Raw genomic sequence first — 20,086 nt, forward strand, 5'->3', positions numbered from 1 at the left:
CTAATACGTAAACATTTCTACTAACGTAGCGCAAATTTGTTGGTTTGCAGCTTCGTCTAACCGCCCAAGCTTTTTTACTAAACGCGATTTATCCACACTCCGCTCCTGATCTAGTGCTATCTGGCCAACCCGACCATCGAACTGACAATCGACTCGTGTTGGATAGGGCTTATGAGCACTGGTTAGGGGAGCAATAATAACCGTATTTAGATACTTGTTTACCGAATCCGGCGAAATAACTACACAGGGACGTGTTTTGGCAATTTCGCTACCCCGAGTTGGATCTAAAGACACCAACCAAACTTCGAAGCGACTAATTACCACTGCCATTCGGTTTGATCAAAATCATTCGATGCACCGTTAAACAAGTCTTTCTCAGGCTTATGACCAGCTTCAATCGCATTCTGAAACAGTTGATCCCAATTAGCACGAGGGTCTGACTTCGCAGGGCGAAGAACAATAGCACCATCTATTACCTCCAAGTCAACCTCATTTTCAATACCCGCCTGTTGAAGTAAAGGTCTTGGAAGAATAATGCCCTGAGAATTACCGATACGTCTGATATGTACTTGCATAGTTACCTTTACATGTTATAACAAAGGTATAACAACAAATAGAAAGAAAGTAGTTTATCTGAATTGAGTTTGTTACTCTAGGCCAATTCTGGATGTGACACGGATGTACTACTTACTGATTTCCAATAACCAGTTTAACCCTACCGCATTAACTCATCAAACGTAATACTCACATAATACAATCCCCCAATGCGGGCCAGCCCATAACCCTGGGCATAGTATTTATTCAAAATATTCGTCCCACCCAACTTAACAACCGATTTATAAGTCGGGACTTTATACGATACCTGCGCATCTAAACTTGTCCAGGAGGGTAACCAGGTATCGCCAGCGGTAGTACCCTGCTCAAACCAGGTTTTATCCGTCCATCGATAGGTGATGGTAGCGCCAAGCCGATCCGTCAGTTGCGGGTTGTTTAGACCGATGTTGTAGCGATTTTCGGGAGAGTTAAAGAAGTTACGTCCTTTTTGCACAACTTCAGGATTGCTCATTTTGCGGTTAACGATTGGTACACCCGCATTATCGTTGACTACATTTCCCAGTGCATCCCGAAGTGTTACAGTACCAACCTGGCGGGCGTAATTACCAGTAAGCGTAAAACCCTGACCTAAACTATACTCCGCTCCTACTCCCCAGCCATTTACAAATGCCTCATTTGTGTTGTTAAAATTGATCTGTACTACGCGATAAGAATTTGTGGCAAAGTCAGTAAGCTGGCCATTTGTTGGTTGATAAAAACTTTGGGCTGTTATAAAATCCGTGTATTTGCTATGGAAGTACATTGCATCAACGTATAATCTACTTTTAATCAAGGCTTTGTAGCCTACTTCCCATGTCTGTATTTTCTCCGTCTTAAAGTTGGTCGGCCTGTAGGCACGACTTCGGAGTTGATCTTCGGTGATCCGCCCAGCGGTAAAATCAGTTACGTCGCTATCTATATAGGCTGGATTTGAGACTAGGCCAGCCGACGCTGCTACCGACTCTAGACCACCCACTTCGCCCGCTTTGCCAGCAGCCGGAACCGCAAACAATTGCCCTGGTGAAGGATTACGAAACGCCGACTGCCACGATCCCCGAAAGTTATGTTGACCAATGGTAACAACGGCTGATGCGCGAGGGGTAAACCCACCGTTGAGATACTGATTCTTGTCGTATCGAATGGCTATAGTTGGCTTCACCATGACGGTACTACTTATACGCGCTTCTTTTGATGCCTGCACATAGGCTCCATACTCATTGATAGTATATTCAGAACCATCAGCCTTCAGTGCGACAGCCGTACCGCCCGTATTTAAGCCATAATGGCGAACGCTTCCTCCAATAATTACCTCCGCCACCTCTACCAGTTTGGAGAAATTATACATGCCCTCGTAGTGCCAGAGAGCCGAATTGTCACGGAAGCGCATACCTCTGACACCTCTGTAGCCTGGAACCGAGTCTGTATTGTAGGTAGTAGCAAATGCATCACGTACCGCATTGAATCGATCAGTACCGGGCAGATAACGGCCCCGGTCGGCGGTAGCACGAGAATCCCCAACAATGAATTTGTTGTCAATATAAACCTGACCAAATTCAGCGGCCCACTGCCCGAGCGATTTCCAGCTATTGTTGATGGCAGCCGCCGTCTGGCCAATGTTCCATGCTTCGGCTTTTTGCTGTGTGGTATAGGCCCGAAGGAAGAAATTTTCACCACGCAGCTCTGCCTTAATCTGATGCCGTTGGTAGTCAGGGAAGTACTCCCGAAAGCTGGCCGTGCGAATGAAGTTGCCATTGCCATAATACCAACCCAAGGATGCCTCGATGTTTCCAGGCAGTTTATAATGGAGTGATACGTTGGCCCGGTTATTAAACACCTTGCCATTATTCCCCAATAATTCTAGCTCCGTATAACCCGTTCGGGTCACTAGCTTATTCTGTAACAATACGTTGGCATAGTCTTTTGGAAAGGTATAGGCGCTGCCATTACCACTGATTTCATCCCCGTATATATTTACTCCATCGTATTGAAAATTGGTATTGGCATTATTATTCGGTAAGTAGCCAATACCCGTGGCTATTCCACCCCGGCTCGGGTCGGTAGCAAAAAAGTTAGTCCGTGAACGAGTCTGACGATCACTATAATCGTCGGCAATGAAATCGGTACCGCTGGTTCGCTGGAAATTCACTTTAAAGGCGAAATGGTCATTCACCTGTTTGGCATAACGGACCGCTACATCGCTGTAGCCCTTAGGCCCGAAATCTGCTTTACCGAAATTATTGGCACCAACTTTTAACTGAACACTCAGTCCTTGGTACGTGAAGGGATTCTTGCTTGAGGTAAGCATCAACCCTTGTAAGGCATCTGGTCCGTAGAGGGCCGATGATGCGCCGGGAATCAGTTCAATATTGTCAACATCCAGATCCGAAATACCAGCTATGTTTCCGAAACCAAATCCCAAACCTGGGGAACGGTTGTCCATTCCATCCGTCAGTTGCAGAAATCGGTTGTTATTGTTGGATCCGAAACCCCGAAGATTAATCGATTTAAATGTCAGGCTTTGGGTTAATAAATCAACGCCTTTAACATGCTGCAGGGCATCGAACGGAGTAATAGCCGGTGATTGTTGAAACTGCTTGACGCCGAGCTTCTCTACGGTTACAGCGGCTTTCTGAATATCTTCTGGCACACGGCTGGCCGATATAACAATCTCTTCGCTCAGGATTACTTCTTCGGCTAATTTGACAATGATGTTCCGAAAATTATTCCCCCGAACCAATACATCTTTCCGTTGGTAACCTATAAATGATACGCTGATCGTTAACGGAAGATCACCACTGGCCTGTACTGCAAATTGACCGTTTTCCTGCGTTGTGGTACCGATGTTCGTTCCCTGGATAATAATCGTTACCCCCGCTAAAGGATGTTCGTTGTCATCAGTAACGATACCGGCAAGGTTAATTTGAGCCCGAACCGTTCCCATTGACAAAGCTATAAAAGCCAGTAAAAGAAAGAGTTGTCTCATAGTTGGCAAGAGTAGTAAGCAATTCCAAACGGAAGGTAAACAAAAAAAGTAGAAAATAGAAAAGCTGTTTACGTTATTGTGAATAACGTAAACAGCTTCTACTAAGTCGAAAAACTTATAATCTGGCCTGGGTGCTGGTAGATCAGACGCGTTGATCAATCGATCAGTGTTAAATAACAAACCTCATGACTACCTAACAAGGGGCAGGTAGTCATGAGATTAGAGCGTATGGGCCATTCCCTTCCGTTAGAACGTGTAGCGTAATGTAGTCCCGTAGGTTCTGGGGTCGCCTACAATACCGGCATAATGGCCTGCACTTCCTGGAGCCGCCAATAATTGCTCGAAATAGTTTGTATTAAACAGGTTTCTAGCCCAGATAAAAATAGAAATTCCCGTAGAAGCTCTAAAACCAAGTCGGCTGTTTATTAAGGAGTAGCCATCAATGTTTAAATACTGAGACGGCGATGGACTCGATGAAAATGACGAGCGGTAGAAGGCATCTACACCGAAAAAGTAATTTCCTTTTAGACCGATGAGCAGGCCAGGAGCAGTTACCTCGCCACCTACAGAACCTGACCATTTTGAGATGCCGGGCAGCACACCTCCCGAAATATCTTTGAAGGCTTGTTCGCCACCCGTTTCTTCAAGTGGAACCGGCGCATTCGTGAAGGACACATACTTACCATCTGTATAGGCAACAGCTGCATTCAGGGTTAATCGATTAGCTACCCGTACATTTCCATCTACCTCAACACCCATTACACGTACTTTTTCGGCATTGGCCAGATAACCTCTATTCACGCCCGGCTCGGGTGTTTGCACTTGGGTCTGGAAGTCTTTGATTTCTGTGTTATAAACTATCAGATTCAGGATAGAGTTAGGTGATGGCTTTGTTTTCAGACCAAATTCGAGGTGTCTTACAGCCTCGGGCTTCACTTTGGCCAGATCAAGTAGTATCTGCCCATTGGCCGTTGGTAATCCGCCAATATTAATCCCGACGGGTTTATAGCTGATAGCATAGGTTCCAAAGGCATTAATCGTCTTCCCAGCTCTATATTGCAGGGTAACCTGCCCCGAGAAATTACCCTCTGCTACATCCGTATCGAACGCCTGATTCGTATAAACCGCGTTCTTTAAAGCTAGTAAAGCGGGATCGGTCGTTTGCAGACCGCCGTAAGTTTCCCGTTTATAGTTGGCGACCTTCTTATCGTAGTTATACCGAATACCCGGTAAAACGTGGATTTTATCGCTCACAGCCCAGTCAAGTTGGCCAAAGGCAGCCAAACCTGTGCTCTGGATTCTATTGGTTGTGCGGATACCGAAGTTATCGAACAGACCTGGGGTTTTCCAAAGAGCACTGGTGGAGCTTTGCGCAAAACGCCATTGGGCTGAACCGGCTTCTTCTGTCTGTACGGGATCCGATTTCAAATCCTGCCAAAGACCGAATAAGCCAACAACCCCACTCAATCGGGAAGAAATTTTACCTGAGTACCGTATTTCCTGCGACCACTGTTCATGAACCGAGTTGCCTGACGAGATCGTGAAGACGGGTAAACCGATATAGTCGCGATCATTCAGCGGAGTCCATCTCCAATGACGCCAGGCGGTTGTTGACGTTAGTGTACCGTTACCAATTTTAATATCTGCGTTCAGCGATACCCCACCCAGGTAGTTATCTGCTTTTGAGGGCGTATCAAGATCAACGATCCGTTCAAAAGCACTTGAGTAAGGAAGCTTGTAATTTAAATCGGCAATGATGGCATTGAATTGACGATAGGCAGCTCGTTTGGTAGGCACAACACCAGCTACAGGCCAACCATAACCATTCGGTTTTTGCTCAGAAACATCCCCAATTAAGGTAATTTTTACATTATCATTTGGGGTGTACAAGAGTTGGCCCCGCACACCAATGTTGTTAATGTCGTTGATTGGGAGTTGGGTATGTACATTGTAAAAGGTCCCGTTCCGTTGCGTACCGGTAAATGACACCCGTGCAGCAAGCTTTTTACTCAGTGGCCCAGTGAGTGAACCTTTAGCCTGAATAAATCCGTAGTTGCCATAACTCAGTTCAAAGCTTCCGCTTGGGGTAAAACCGGCAGCGCGGGTTGTAATGTTAAAAGCTCCGGCGGTTGTATTTTTACCGTACAATGTTCCCTGAGGCCCTCTTAACACTTCTACTTGTTCAATGTCTATGAAATCGAGCGCTGTAGCCGCCGGACGAGCGTAGTAAACGCCATCTACATAAAATCCAACGCCTGGATCAACACCATCGTTTGTTAACCCATAAGTAGAGCCCAAGCCACGGATATTCAGCGTTGTATTCCGCGCATTAGAGGCATATAACTGAACGGTAGGTACTATTTCTTTCAATCGGTTCACGTTGAAAGCGCCCGCGTCCTCGGCACGGTTACCGCTTACAACGGAGATCGGAATAGGAACATCCTGCGCTGATTCCTGTCGACGTCGGGAGGTGATTACAACATCCGATAGCTGATTCGAACTTTCTTCAAGTTTAATATCTACGTTATTATCACTGATTACAACTTCTTTGGTCAGATAACCTACGAACGATACGACAACAACGAAGGGAAGTTTCTGACCTGTGAGCAATTTAAATTCCCCATTCTGATCGGTTGGACCGCCATTGGTTGTTCCTTTGATGACTACCGTGGCACCGATCAAGTTTTCGTTGGTACGGGCGTCAACAACTCGTCCAATTACGGTTGAATTTATAATCGGAGCATTCTGAGCGGATAAAAATAAGGGCAGGAGAGTCAATCCTAGTAAAAAAGCTGCCTTTAAACTGTGTTTCATTCCTAATTATGTTTGGTGGTAATTGTGATTGGCGACGCCTGGTTTTTGATTGTTTATGCAATTCTCCCTATTCTCCCGGTTGTAGATAGACTATTAGTACTTATAGTCTATTGAATTAATAGGTTATACAAAACAGCACCATCTAACGATCACTTCCAAATAAAAGGCAATGAATTCCTCTAAGTCGATTAACTTTCTTGATTAAAAAAAAAGGAATCTCAAAATAAGCCAATAAAGCCCGTTTCTACGCACTAAAAAGTCCTACTATGAGCATATTAGGAAGCTACATGAAAGTGGCAATACAGCAATTCGACTAGTTTCGGCTTTTCTAACTTGTTACTCGAAGTAACCTGTCAATTCGCCATACCCCAGTACATGGCCGCTTATGGTATCAAGAAGTACATGCTTATCTGGCACTTCTGTAAACGAAAGCAATTGATCGATCGCGTAGATTCGAAACACGTATGCATGTCGACCCGCTGGCGGACATGCGGCAATAAAGGCCTGGTTACCCATTGAATTTTTGCCAACCTTTCCTCCCAGCATTTGCATCTGTTCACCGCTAACGGCTTCGGGTACACTACGCACGGAGGCCGGTAGATTGTAGATGACCCAATGCGATAGGTTAACTACCGGGAACGTGGGCGTCGGCACATCGTAATCGGTAGTTAGGATCACGTATGATTTAACAGATGGCTGGTCAATTTCCCATGTCAGTGCGGGTGATACGCCCTTTCCCCGGCAACTACAATCTGTAGGCATATCGCCGTTTGGTGGAAAGGATCGACTCGAAAGTGTTATGTTCTTTTTGAGCGTAGACAGGTATTCTTCTTCATTCTCCCGGCTATTTTTTGCCCGAATGTGCATGATCATTACCACTACCCCAACAAGTAGCAGCAAGCCCACAGGGAGTCGCCAGTAGTTACGCATAAAAAAAGTCGGTTAAATGCACTCTCGCATCTAACCGACTGCTACCAAAAAAGTTTACAATAAACAATTCACGCCATAAATAACCTTTGTGTAAGTAGTTGATCAGGCTGCCCGACTACTCTGCGGACGACGTAAAATAGTTGAGCGCAATGGCCCCGCACTGGTCAATGCTTCTTCAATTACCTGCTCCGATACCATGCCTAAATGATTCGCACGTTTCAGTACATAATCGAACGGTAAATTGAAATAGTTGGCCACTTCACTCCGGAAACTATCCGGAAAGCGGGTTAAGCGCAGGCCGAAAAACTTGCGCACTTCGGCCTCAGGGAGCATGGCTGCCAGCGCCACACGTTCGGCTTCAGCCAGCAACTCCTTCCGAACTGGAAACATGTGCTCAAGGCCTACAGAGGCTGCCAGAATATTTAAGAAGAGGTTTTTATACATAGCCGATAACTCAGCCGGCAGAATAACCCACCCCTGCTCACGGAACTTGGCCGAAAAACCTGTCAGGCCCTGCTCACCCCGAATTTCACCGGCGATGAATTCATCGGGAAAACGTAGTCGATCATCGGTCTTCTGCAACCGAAAAACGACCGCTTCAACGGGGCTTTTATGAAACAATAGATTGGCAGGCATGGCACGCGTATTTTCCCATTGATCGGTCATACGCATGAACAGGCTCTCGTTAACGGGCAGGTTATCGGGATTGCCGAGACTGATGAGTATTTGGCGAAAAGCGGCCAGAAAGTCGATCTGGAGTTGGTTTGGATTCGAGCGTCCTTTTTTCATTCGGATTGAGTAGCCAGATACTGATTTTTATTCCAAAATCCGGCCCATTAGTATGGTTGTCTGTTATAAAATCGGGGAGGTAAATATACACAATAACCCGCTGATTACAAAGACGTAACACAAACATAATTAGAACCCCACCGCTAGCTTTAATTCGGGATACACATTCTTGAAAAATCCGTTCATATTCCCTTTTTGACAGGATTTTATCTAATCCATAATCCTATCTTATCCTGTAAATCCTGTCAAAAACTTATCTAAACCAGAGTCGAATCAACGGCCCCGTGCTCGCGGGCGTCAAACCGTTTTCGAGCTTCCACAATCTGCTTACTGTGGTTACTGGCCCAATCGCCTAGTTCAATAATCTGTACTAACAGACTTCGGCCTAAATCCGTCAATTGATACTCAACCCGAGGGGGAATTTCAGCGTAAATCCGGCGCGTCACCAGGCCATCGCGCTCCAGTGTACGAAGCGTTACAGTGAGCATCCGCTGTGAAACACCATCGATCCGTTTTTTCAATTCATTGAATCGCAACGTGCCTGCATCGCCAAGATGAAAAATAGATAAGGTCGACCATTTATCGCTGAATCGGGCCAGAATATGGCGAATTGGGCATGTGCCCCCTTCTGATTCTACGTTTCCTAAAATTTTCTGCAATTTTTCTTCCAACCGATCTCTCTGATTATCAACAATAGTTATGTCCATGTGCCTGACGAATTAAAAAATGCCCTCTTGTGGGCACTCTGATTACCAAATACCTTTGAGTTACCAAAAGTAACCAAGGAACTAAAAAAAACAATAGACTCATGATTGCAATAACCGGAGCCTCTGGCCATCTAGGCAAAGCCACACTCGAATTCCTGCTTACTAAAACAAGTCCAGAATCAATCGTTGCTATCGTACGCGACCCGCAGAAAATTGCCGAGTTTGCTGACAAGGGAGTGAACGTTCGGCAGGGCGACTATACGGACAAGGCGTCGTTCGTAACAAGCCTGGCCGGAGTTGATACGCTACTTCTGATTTCCAGCGCCGTATTGGGCGACGAGCGGGTTAATCAGCACAGCAATGCCATTAGCGCAGCTAAGGAAGCTGGGGTGAAGCATATTTTCTATACCAGTGCGCCGAATCCATCCCCAACTGCGCTCTTCGCTCCGGCTATCGACCACTTTCGCACCGAAAATCTGATTTTAGAGTCCGGGTTGACGTACACGTTTTTCCGTAACAACCTCTACCTGGATATATTACCAATGGTTATTGGCGATGCAGCCCAATTGGGCAAACTCTATTATCCAGCCGGTGATGGGAAGGTCAGTTTTGTTCTACGGACAGACATTGCCGAAGGGCTAGCCAACGCGCTAACCAGCGAAGGACACGCCAATAAAGTATACGACATTGGTACACCTACAGCCTCGTCGTTCAGTGATATTGCAGCTAGCTTGAGTAGTGCCGACAAGACAGTAGATTACATTGACATACCGGGCAGCGCTTACGAAGCGGAGTTAGTGAAGCACTTACCGCCCGTAGTAGCCAAGATTTATGCAGGCATGGCTGAAGGCATCAAACAGAATGAATTCAACGTGCCTTCGTCAACGCTGAAAGACTTACTGGGCAGAGAACCCGTTAGCCTGGATACGTATTTGAAGAGCTTATCGTAAAGCATACGTGTTACGATAACATTCAGCTAGATCAAGTTCCAGTGGTGTCGGTTACTACTAACCGACACCACGCCAAATACACGCTCTAGTTATTTCGTCATTTACCCTACTATCAATATAAATAAGGCTCGTCCGCCAATCCATACGCTAATTCCTATCAAGAAAGACTATTTTTGCCATACGATTATACCGTTCGCCACTATACCGTATGCCGCGACCTATTCGTCTACTTCATCAACTACGCATTAATTTCTGTTTAGTACTTCTAAGTCCATTCTGGCTGGCTGCGGCTTATGCACAGCCAAAGACAGCAGCCTCTTCTAGTAGATTCGATTTACTTGAAACGACAATCAGCGACATTCATCGGGCGTTCCGAAATGGCTCGCTGACGAGCGAACAGCTGGTCAAGGCTTACCTGGCACGCATTCAAGCCTACGATCAGCCGACCAAACTCAATTCAATAATTCTCGTCAATCCGGAAGCCATTGCTACGGCGCGTGCGCTGGATGCTGAGTTTAAGAAAACGGGCAAACTCCGCCCACTGCATTTCATTCCGGTTATTGTGAAAGATAATTTCAACACAAAGGGGTTGCAGACAACGGGTGGCTCAATTGCGCTGAAAGGGTTTGTACCTACCGAAGATGCCTGGCAGGTTCAGAAATTGCGTGAGGCTGGCGCTATCATACTGGCCAAATCAAATATGGCCGAGTGGGCGTTTACACCCATGCACTCGCAAAGCTCAATGGCAGGCGAAACCCTGAATCCCTACAATTTAGCCTATGTGCCCGCCGGTTCGAGTGGCGGAACGGCGGCAGCCGTAGCGGCTAATCTGGGGGCTATAGGCTTGGGATCTGATACGGGAAATTCAATCCGGGGGCCATCGTCGCACAATGCACTCGTGGGTTTCCGAACATCATTGGGGCTGGTGAGTCGGTACGGTATTATTCCGCTTTATACCCGAAACGATGTGGGTGGGCCCATGTGCCGCACGGTCGAAGATGCCGTACGGGTGCTGGAAGCCACAGCAGGTTACGATCCACATGATCCGATCACGAAAAACAGCCAGGGGAAAGTACCCAAAAACTATACCCAGTTTTTACGGAAAGATGGGTTGAAGGGCGCTCGCATTGGCGTAATACGCCAATTGACCGCTACCAACATTCATCCAGAAATCAAACAGCTTTTCGATCAGGCAATCGCCGATATGACGCGGTCGGGCGCGCAGGTTGTTGATGTGACCATCCCAAATTTCGACTCGTTACGGGCCAATCAGTGGTGTGCCGACTTTAGAGTCGATATAGAAAATTATCTCCAGACCTTTGTAAAACGGGATACCCTGAAAACGCTGGAAGATATTATCCGTGTGGGTGGTTATTCCGACATTGTTCGTAACCGACTTATTACGCAGCAAACCCATTCGGGCCGCGCCAATCATCCCGAGATTCCCTGTGGTGACGCCTTCACCGACCCCCTTCGTATTGCTTATCGCAAAGCTGTTGAAGCCGAAATGGATCGGCTGCATGTTGATGCGCTCATTTACCCAAGCTGGAATTACCCACCCGCCCAGGTGGGCGATGCGAAGGGATACAAAGGCGATAACAGTCAGTTGATTGCTCCGGCAACAGGACAGCCCGCCTTTACAATTCCGATGGGTTTCACCACGGGTAATTTACCGGCTGGTATTCAGTTTTTGGGGCGTATGTTCGCCGAGCCAACCTTAATTCGTCTCATCTACGGTTATGAACAGGCAACGCATCATCGTGCAGCGCCAAAACAATTTGCGGCTCTTGGTCAGTAAATTATGGTTTGTCCGGGCCACACTCAGGCTTGGCCCAGATAAACTACATTCCCTCATTACATCAAACTTATCATCAATGAACCGATCCTCGTTGCCGTCAATCTTCCTGTTATTAAGTTTACTCACCTTTCTGGATGGGTATGTCCTTCAAGCTCAAATCTTTACCAAAGCCGAAATAGCCCGTTGGCAACAGAAAGCCAAACAGGTGACTATCACGCGTGATACCTGGGGCGTTCCGCATATCTATGGAAAAACAGATGCAGACGTGGTGTTTGGCTTGCTGTTTACGCAATGCGAAGACGACTTCGGCCGGGTTGAAGAAAATTATATTACCTCTACCGGCCGACTAGCCGAAGTAGAAGGCGAATCGGCGATCTACCATGACCTACGGGCGCGGTTGTTTCTGGATACGACCCAGGCCATTGCCATTTATAAAAAGAGCCCTATTTGGATGAAAAGCCTGCTCGACGCTTTTGCCGATGGCACAAACTATTACCTCTATACGCACCCCGACGTGAAGCCCCGGCTCCTGAAGCGTTTCCAGCCCTGGATGCCGCTCATGTTCAGCGAAGGTAGCATTGGCGGAAATATCAGCGTAGTATCCACCGAACGGCTGAAAGCATTCTACGAGCAGCGTAAATCAACCTCTTATATCGACCACGGAGATCATTACGAACGGGAGTCTATTGGCTCCAATGGTTTTGCGATTGCTCCGTCCAAAAGTGCTACCAAAAATGCGCTACTGCTCATTAACCCACATACCTCGTTTTACTTTCGGTCGGAGGTACACATGATTAGCCAGGCAGGTTTGAATACCTACGGGGCCGTGACCTGGGGGCAGTTTTTCATCTATCAGGGGTTCAACGAAAACTGTGGCTGGATGCATACCACCAGCTATGCCGATTCGATGGATGAGTATCTGGAAACCATCGAGAAGAAAGGAAACGCCCTGTATTACAAGCATGGAAAAGACCTCAAGCCGGTTCGTACCCAGACTGTACGAATTCCATACAAAACGGCCAGTGGGATGCAGCATAAAGACTTCACGATGTATTTCACCCAGCACGGCCCTATTGCGGGAGAGAAAGATGGCAAATGGATCGCCATCGATATGATGAATACGCCCCTGAATGCGCTCTCGCAATCGTATCTGCGGACTAAGGCTACTGGCTACGACAGTTTCAAAGAGGTAATGAAGTTGAACGGTAACGCATCTAACAACACCATCTTTGCCGATAAGAACGGGACAATTGCCTATTGGCACGGCAACTTTATGCCCAAACGCGACCCTAAATTTGATTGGGAACAACCCGTAGATGGCAGCAACCCCGAAACGGATTGGAAGGGCCTGCACGCAGTCGATGAGATTGTGCAGGTGCGTAACCCCGCCAGTGGCTGGATTCAGAACTGTAATTCCACGCCGTTTACGGTCTCGGGCAGCAGTAGCCCCGACAAGAGTAAGTACCCAGCCTACATGGCACCCGACGCGCAAAACTACCGGGGTATCAATGCCGCTCGGGTCTTAAGTCAAAAGTCCATCTTCACGCTCGATACTCTGATCGCTGCTGCCGATGACCCACATTTGACCGCGTTCGATGAACTTTTACCTCCGTTATTGGCCGCTTATCAAACCGTTTCGACCGAGGCAGCAAACCAATCAACCGATCTTGCCGAAGCCATTGATGTATTGAAAGCCTGGGATAAATCGTATGGTAAAACATCGATTGGGCAGACACTGGCTATTTTCTGGGGTGAGAAAATACAGAAGCTAGCCCGGAGCCGTGCGGCTGGCGATCAGCGATTCGACAACCTGTCGCTTACCGCCTACACCATCAGCAATACCTCGCCCCAGGAGAAGGTAAAAGCCCTGGCCGAAGTCCTGACTGACCTTACCCGCGACTTTGGCACCTGGAAAACACCCTGGGGCGACATTAACCGCTATCAACGCTTAACCGGCAAGATTCAGGAAAGCTATGACGACTTAAAACCAAGCCTTCCCGTTGGCTTTACCTCTTCGGCCTGGGGGTCGCTGGCGGCTTTTGCGGCACGAACGTATCCCGGCACCAAAAAACGCTATGGTAGTGTTGGGAACAGTTTTGTAGCCGTTGTGGAGTTCGGTAAGCGTGTAAAAGCCCGCTCGGTCGTGACCGGTGGCCAAAGCAGCCAACCCGGTGCCCAGCACTTCACCGACCAGGCCCCGCTCTACTGCGACGGCAAGTTTAAAGACGTGTTATTCTACCCTGAAGACATTCAAAAGCACGTTGAGAAGACGTACCATCCGGGGGAGAAGTGAGATAGTAAATTAATGACAATTTCTATAACAAATAACTTCCTAAACCAAACCTTAAACCCTAACAATGAACTTAAAAACTACCCTACTTTTCATAGCAGCCATCTCTGCTTTGTCCAGCTGCGCTAAAAAAGAATCCGCACCACCTATCATTGGCACCTGGGAGTTAGTTTCAGCGACGACGATAGAAAAAGACACCAGCTTTTCTACGTTTGATCCGACCCATAAAATGATAAAAATCATTAACCCCACGCATTTCGCATTCCTGAATCATGCTGTCTCAAAAAACGACTCGTCGGCGACTCGGTTTAGTGCGGGTGGCGGGAAATATACATTAGCAGATAGTGCTTACACGGAGAATCTGGAGTATTTCACGGACAAAGCCTGGGAAAACAATAAATTCGAGTTTGTGGTGAAAATTTCCGGTGATACGCTGATCCAGAAAGGCGTTGAAAAAGTCGATAAACTGGGAATTGATCGGGTGATTATCGAAAAATACAAACGGGTGAAGGAATAGCTAGTCTGGCAAATTTCAACCGACATGACAACAACGCAAAAAGCGCGATAAGGCCACCCTATCGCGCTTTTTATCGAATAACTACTCTCCTATTCCACCGTTACCGACTTCGCCAGATTTCTCGGCTGGTCAACGTTACGCCCACGCATGACAGCAATATCGTAGGCCAGTAGTTGAAGCGGTACAACCGATACCAGCGGCATCAGCATCTCATGAACTTTCGGAATTTCAATTGTAAAATCGACCATACCAGGCAGGCTCGTATCGCCTTCTGTTGTGATGGCAATAACGCGGCCTTTGCGGGCTTTCACTTCCTGAATGTTCGAGACAACTTTCTCGTACGAACTATCTTTGGTGGCAATCACGACTACCGGCATGTCTTCGTCGATGAGCGCAATTGGCCCGTGCTTCATTTCGGCGGCTGGATAACCCTCTGCATGGATATAGCTAATTTCTTTCAGCTTGAGGGCTCCTTCGAGCGCTACAGGGAAGTTTAAACCCCGGCCGAGGTAGATGAAATTACGGGCGTAGGTAAAGATGTACGCGATCTCCTTAATCTTATCGGCCGCCTGTAATACCTTTTCCACTTTCGCCGGGATACTTTCCAATTCAGCAAGCAATTGCCGGAACAGAGAATCTGAAATTGTGCCTTTCCGTTTGGCAGCCGCAAGGGCCATCAAGGTTAGCACCGTTACCTGTGCGGTGAATGCTTTCGTACTGGCTACGCCAATTTCCGGACCGGCATGCGTAAAGGCCCCGGCATGCGTTGCCCGGGCAATGGACGAACCTACCACGTTACAAACCCCGAAAATAGTTGCTCCTTTCGATTTGGCCAACTCAATAGCTGCCAGGGTATCGGCCGTTTCACCCGATTGCGAAATGGCAATTACAATATCTCCTTCTTTGATAATCGGATTCCGATACCGAAACTCCGATGCATATTCCACTTCGACCGGAATCCGGGCCAGTTCTTCAAAAATGTATTCGGCTACTAAACCCGCGTGCCAGGAGGTTCCGCATCCAATAATCACGATCCGTTTCGACTTCGCCAGTTTGTCGAGGTAATCGCGCAAGCCCCCGAGTTGCAGTGTTCCTTCATCGGCCCTGACGCGGCCCCGCATGGAGTCGGCAATGGAGCGAGGCTGCTCAAAAATTTCCTTGAGCATAAAATGGTCGAAGCCACCTTTTTCAATCGCTTCCAATTCGAGTTCAACCTTGTGGACGTAGGGCGTTGTGGTGGCATTATCGAGCGTAACCACTTTTAAGACGCCATCTTTGATCACTGCAACTTCATAATCATTGAGATAAATCACGTCTTTGGTATACTCTACAATCGGTGTCGCATCGGATGCCAGAAAGAATTCATTTTCGCCAACACCAATCACCAGCGGAGATCCTTTCCGAGCGGCAATCAGTTGAGTGGGATCAGCTTCATTCATGATCACAATTGCGTAGGCCCCTACAACCTCCTGCAAGGCCAGTCGTACCGCTTCTTCGAGCGTACCGGCGTGCGACGCCCCGGCATTATTCTCCCAAATGTCTTCGATAAATTGACCTAATACTTCCGTATCTGTTTCACTAGAGAACGTATGGCCCTTTTTGAGTAACGCCTGCTTAATGGCTGCGTAGTTCTCAATAATGCCATTATGAATAATGGCTAGTTTTTTATGGAACGAGTAGTGCGGGTGTGCATTCACATCGTTAGGCTCGCCGTGAGTAGCCCAACGGGTATGACCCATACCTATGGTCGAGTGGGTGTCTTTGCCCTCCAGTTCGTGTTCCAGCGCAACTACTTTGCCTTTCTTCTTATAAACCTTCAGCCCCTGGCTATTCATCAGCGCTACACCCGCGCTATCGTAGCCTCGGTATTCCAGACGCTTTAACCCTTTTATCACTAATGGACACGCTTCTCGGTGCCCTACATAGGCTACAATACCACACATAATCTAGTACCGGTTATAGTTATCAGTTATCCGTTGGGTGGGATGAAGAAAGATAAACTTATTTCGGGAGTAAAATAAATGCAAAAAGCCGGGCATTCCGGCTTTTTGCGAGCGAAGTTGATGTAAATCTTTCTTAAAAATCTGGTGCCTTAATAGTTATAAAAGCGCAATACACTCAATTGAAACCAGAATTCCTGCCGGAAAAGGCATGACTTGAGGAGTACTGCGTGCAGGAGCATTAGTTGGAAAAAATTCAGCGTACACTTTATTGAGAATACCGAAATCATTACCCGTTACCATAAAGACAGTTGTTTTTACAACCTTACTCAGACTGCTTCCAGCATCTTCCAGGATTTGCTTGATGTTCAAAAAAGCCTGTCTGGTTTGGTCTTCAAACCTATCGCTAACAACCTGACCAGACTCAAGACTTAGCCCCGGTGTACCTGAAAGAAAAATAAAGTTACCGGCAATGACGGCCTGCGGAAACACCGGGTTCATACGCGGTGCGTTCGTCGTATTAAAACTTATTTGTTCTTCCATAAGAACCCAAGCAAGTAAAGTTTACCCAGCCAGCTGCGTATAAAGATTGTAATACCGATCGGTTACGTCTTCATCTTCAACTGTCTCGAATTTGTGTTCGGGTAAATCGTTCAGGATGGCATTCAGGCTTTCGCTCGATTCTTCTTCGGCCCGCACTACGGCGTCAGCATAGGCAGAACCAATACGAATAAAGCCCTGAAAATCAGCCGTCTTTAATTCAGATAACATCTCATCATCAATGTCCATCATACGAGCTTTCTCAATGATATCTCCCTGAAAACGGTGTTCAAATGAATTGTTATACACCGTAAAAACCGACTTGGTGTCCTTAAACATGGGGTCGTTTTTGTAGGTCGTTTTCAGATAGAGCGGAATAAGCGCCGTCATCCAATCGTTACAGTGAACGATATCGGGGGCCCATCCGAGTTTCTTAACTGTTTCCAGTACACCTTTGCAGAAGAAAATAGCCCGTTCGTCATTGTCGTCGTAGAAGCGATTCTCTTTATCGTGGAATACATATTTCCGTTGGAAATAGTCTTCATTATCAATAAAATACACCTGCAATTTCGCAGTCGGTATTGACGCCACTTTTATAATCAGCGGCTTTTCATCATCACCTACGGCGATATTAATACCCGACAACCGTACTACTTCGTGCAACCGATTTTTGCGCTCATTAATCAGCCCAAAGCGCGGCACCAAAATTCTGATTTCCATCCCACGCTCCTGCATGGCCTGCGGCAGTTTGCGGACGAAGTCAGCGACATCAGACGTTTTCAAGAAAGGATTGATTTCGCTGGCGACGTAAAGGATGCGTAATTTGCTCATAAGTAGGGAAGCGTGTGTTGTCTTGAGAGAACCAAAAAACTTGCAAAATTATACAAATTTTTCCCGTATTTCAATATATTTTATCCAAAAAAGATGCGGTTCCCGTATCATTGCAGCCGAAAATCGTACAATTACCCATTATGACTCGTTTTGAGACAATTGTTAGTCTTCGTCCGTATCTAGCCACCCTAAGGCCCGAAAAAACGATTGGTTTTGTTCCCACTATGGGCGCACTTCATGAAGGACATATAAAACTAATTGAAACTGCCCGCCAGGAAAACGACATCGTTATCAGCAGCATCTTTGTCAATCCCGTTCAGTTCAATAATCCCGACGACCTGGCCCGTTATCCGCGTACCCTCGAAGAAGATAGCCAGCAACTCGAAGCAGCTGGCTGCGATTTAGTTTTTGCCCCTTCCGTTGCCGAAATGTATTCTGAACCACCGGCCATTCGACTGAATTTCGGGGGGTTGGAAACCGTACTAGAAGGTGCTTTTCGACCCGGACATTTTAACGGGGTGGGGATTGTGGTTTCTAAACTGTTCAACATTGTTCAGCCGACACGTGCTTATTTTGGTCAGAAAGACTTACAGCAAGTGGCCGTCATCCGGCGGCTTATCCGCGACCTGAATTTCCCCGTTGAACTCATCCGCTGCCCAACCGTCCGTGAAGCCGATGGGCTAGCCATGTCGTCACGCAACCGCAACCTGACAAGCACCGAGCGGGAACAGGCGCCAACTCTGTTTAAGGCACTAACGCTGGCCCATGACTTGCTAATGGAAGGTCAGGGCACTGTGCAGGCGAAAGTAGCTGTAACAAGTTTATTTGCGGCCAATCCTCATTTTCGGTTAGAGTACGTCGAAGTAGTGAATGCTGATACGCTCCAGCAAGCCAGTGAAGTACTGGCACCGGGGCAAACAGCCATTTGTTTAGCAGCCCACTTAGGCAACGTCAGACTGATTGACAATCTGGTGTTTTAGGGGGTAAACGACTATTTTTACAGTAGAAACCAACAAAAACTATGAAACCAACGACCACTCAGGAAGCACCTAACGAAACCATTGCGCTACTGCGTCGGCTGGCCGCTGAAAAGCGCGAAACAAAGCGACAAATGCGGGAAGCCTTTGCAACCGACCCGGAGGTTCAAAGAGCTATCACCCGATTGAAACAACGCAATAATGAAAATTGATGCAAACTTCCCCGACGTCAATAACATTACTTACTAAGTATCGCTTATCTTTCGCTGGAAGCATCCACAACGCCATCTCATCATGGATGAATTTGATCTATTGGGTCAACGGTACAACACCACTAAATAGGCGTTTTGACAGGGTTACTATTCCTGGTTTGCTACGCGCCAGGCCGTTTGAAAAATTAACGTCGCCCGTTTCTGTAGAATCTCATAGGCTATTTTATCGGCTGTGTCGGAAGGCTTCTGGTAATCAGCATGTTCTCCACTTGTAAAGAACAGAGCTGGGATGCCCTGTTTGGCAAAATTGTAGTGGTCTGAGCGGTAAAAGTATTGTTTGGGATCATTTTCAACATCGTACCCGCCCCGATTTAAGACTAGATTTACCGATTGCTGATTCGCAACCTCAGCGGCTTTTTGTAGTTCTTTGCCCTGTGCATCCGTAATCAGGTAACAGTAATTGGGTTTCTTCCGATGCTCATCATCTATACGGCCTACCATATCCACATTAAGATCGCACACAAACTGATTTAGAGGAAGTGGGCTGTTATAAACGAAATAGTTAGAGCCTAATAAGCCTCCTTCCTCACCCGAAAACAGGACGAACAAGATACTTCTGCGGGGCCTAATTCCTTGTTGCGCTAAACTATCAACTAGAGCAGCCATACTCAGCACTGTTGCCGTACCGGATGCATTGTCGTCGGCACCATGAAACGTCCGTCCTCCAACTCGCCCTAAATGATCATAATGAGCAGACACAACGACCACTTCTTTTTTTAAATCGGTTCCTATGATCAGTCCACTTACATTGTCGCCCAATAAAACCTTACTGCTATCTGTAGCCGTGAGCGGTATTGGAACAAGTTCATGTCGCTTGTAGGTGGTTGAATTCGTTCCATAGGTACGCATGCCACCAAACAAAGCAACCTCACTGATAGTAAAATGGAACGTTTGTCGAAAAGAGCCTCGAATTGAATCAAGCCGAAATGGCGCGATCAAATGACTTTCCCTGAATTCCCGTGTACAATAAAAAGCCGCTTGTAATTGTCCCTTGGTACCTGTTTCACGTCCACTTAAACTGTCGGAAGCCAGGAAGAAAACATGTTTTCTTAATAACGAGGACGACACTGAAACTTGAGAAATATCTGGTTGGGCATACGCCTGAGAAAGCGTAGTTATAACGATAATAAGCATAGGCAATAACTTGCTCAACA

General features: G+C 47.0%; 17 protein-coding genes. 6 read left to right on the forward strand and 11 right to left on the reverse strand.

Translation table 11 applies throughout. The features are described 5' to 3' along the window. The 7 genes from EXU85_RS29115 to EXU85_RS29145 all read right to left on the reverse strand — a co-directional run bounded on the left by EXU85_RS29115 (nt 1) and on the right by EXU85_RS29145 (nt 8,817). Nucleotides 1-330: a type II toxin-antitoxin system PemK/MazF family toxin gene (locus EXU85_RS29115; protein WP_142775447.1), complete on the reverse strand. Its 330-nt coding sequence runs from the start codon at nt 328-330 to the stop codon at nt 1-3. After that, entirely contained in the window at nt 318-575 is a 258-nt protein-coding gene (locus EXU85_RS29120) for an AbrB/MazE/SpoVT family DNA-binding domain-containing protein (protein ID WP_142775448.1), read from the reverse strand. The genes EXU85_RS29115 and EXU85_RS29120 overlap by 13 nt, the downstream gene beginning before the upstream one ends. Before the next feature lie 140 nt (nt 576-715). After that, entirely contained in the window at nt 716-3,577 is a 2,862-nt protein-coding gene (locus tag EXU85_RS29125; RefSeq protein WP_142775449.1) for a TonB-dependent receptor, read from the reverse strand. Between the two features lie 246 nt (nt 3,578-3,823). Continuing rightward, nucleotides 3,824-6,391, reverse strand: coding sequence for a TonB-dependent receptor (locus EXU85_RS29130; protein WP_142775450.1), 2,568 nt, complete (start codon nt 6,389-6,391; stop codon nt 3,824-3,826). A 336-nt stretch (nt 6,392-6,727) separates the two neighbouring features. After that, nucleotides 6,728-7,321, reverse strand: coding sequence for a YbhB/YbcL family Raf kinase inhibitor-like protein (locus EXU85_RS29135; RefSeq protein ID WP_142775451.1), 594 nt, complete (start codon nt 7,319-7,321; stop codon nt 6,728-6,730). A 102-nt stretch (nt 7,322-7,423) separates the two neighbouring features. Further along, complete coding sequence (locus EXU85_RS29140) at nt 7,424-8,110, reverse strand: hypothetical protein (RefSeq protein WP_142775452.1); 687 nt, start codon at nt 8,108-8,110, stop codon at nt 7,424-7,426. A gap of 257 nt (nt 8,111-8,367) precedes the next feature. Continuing rightward, the gene (locus EXU85_RS29145; protein ID WP_142775453.1) at nt 8,368-8,817 is read right to left on the reverse strand and encodes a helix-turn-helix domain-containing protein; all 450 of its coding nucleotides are present in this window, start codon (nt 8,815-8,817) and stop codon (nt 8,368-8,370) included. A gap of 101 nt (nt 8,818-8,918) precedes the next feature. Between EXU85_RS29145 and EXU85_RS29150 the strand changes: the two genes are divergently transcribed. The 4 genes from EXU85_RS29150 (at nt 8,919) to EXU85_RS29165 (ending at nt 14,372) form a co-directional block, all read left to right on the forward strand. Continuing rightward, complete coding sequence (locus EXU85_RS29150; RefSeq protein WP_142775454.1) at nt 8,919-9,767, forward strand: SDR family oxidoreductase; 849 nt, start codon at nt 8,919-8,921, stop codon at nt 9,765-9,767. Between the two features lie 208 nt (nt 9,768-9,975). Beyond that, nucleotides 9,976-11,565: an amidase gene (locus tag EXU85_RS29155; protein WP_142775455.1), complete on the forward strand. Its 1,590-nt coding sequence runs from the start codon at nt 9,976-9,978 to the stop codon at nt 11,563-11,565. Nucleotides 11,566-11,641: 76 nt separating this feature from the next. Then, the gene (locus EXU85_RS29160; RefSeq protein ID WP_142775456.1) at nt 11,642-13,858 is read left to right on the forward strand and encodes a penicillin acylase family protein; all 2,217 of its coding nucleotides are present in this window, start codon (nt 11,642-11,644) and stop codon (nt 13,856-13,858) included. Between the two features lie 64 nt (nt 13,859-13,922). Then, a complete protein-coding gene (locus EXU85_RS29165) occupies nt 13,923-14,372 on the forward strand; it encodes a hypothetical protein (RefSeq protein ID WP_142775457.1) in 450 nt (149 codons plus the stop codon). A gap of 89 nt (nt 14,373-14,461) precedes the next feature. Here the strand turns inward: EXU85_RS29165 and glmS are convergent, their stop codons facing one another. The 3 genes from glmS to EXU85_RS29180 all read right to left on the reverse strand — a co-directional run bounded on the left by glmS (nt 14,462) and on the right by EXU85_RS29180 (nt 17,683). Next, nucleotides 14,462-16,315, reverse strand: a complete 1,854-nt coding sequence (glmS, locus tag EXU85_RS29170; RefSeq protein ID WP_142775458.1) for a glutamine--fructose-6-phosphate transaminase (isomerizing) — start codon at nt 16,313-16,315, stop codon at nt 14,462-14,464. Nucleotides 16,316-16,471: 156 nt separating this feature from the next. Continuing rightward, nucleotides 16,472-16,855: a RidA family protein gene (locus EXU85_RS29175; RefSeq protein ID WP_142775459.1), complete on the reverse strand. Its 384-nt coding sequence runs from the start codon at nt 16,853-16,855 to the stop codon at nt 16,472-16,474. A gap of 21 nt (nt 16,856-16,876) precedes the next feature. Beyond that, nucleotides 16,877-17,683 (reverse strand): glycogen/starch synthase, encoded by an 807-nt coding sequence (locus EXU85_RS29180; protein WP_111344377.1) that lies wholly within the window; start codon nt 17,681-17,683, stop codon nt 16,877-16,879. Between the two features lie 140 nt (nt 17,684-17,823). Between EXU85_RS29180 and panC the strand changes: the two genes are divergently transcribed. Then, complete coding sequence (gene panC / locus EXU85_RS29185) at nt 17,824-18,663, forward strand: pantoate--beta-alanine ligase (protein WP_142775460.1); 840 nt, start codon at nt 17,824-17,826, stop codon at nt 18,661-18,663. Between the two features lie 41 nt (nt 18,664-18,704). Further along, nucleotides 18,705-18,872, forward strand: coding sequence for a hypothetical protein (locus EXU85_RS35540; protein WP_168207885.1), 168 nt, complete (start codon nt 18,705-18,707; stop codon nt 18,870-18,872). Between the two features lie 147 nt (nt 18,873-19,019). On the opposite strand, the gene EXU85_RS29190 is transcribed toward EXU85_RS35540, so the two are convergent. Then, nucleotides 19,020-20,066, reverse strand: a complete 1,047-nt coding sequence (locus EXU85_RS29190) for a M28 family peptidase (RefSeq protein WP_168207886.1) — start codon at nt 20,064-20,066, stop codon at nt 19,020-19,022. Nucleotides 20,067-20,086: the final 20 nt, after the last annotated feature.

Origin of the sequence: Spirosoma sp. KCTC 42546 (assembly GCF_006965485.1) — a bacterium.
Taxonomy (GTDB): Bacteria; Bacteroidota; Bacteroidia; order Cytophagales; family Spirosomataceae; genus Spirosoma.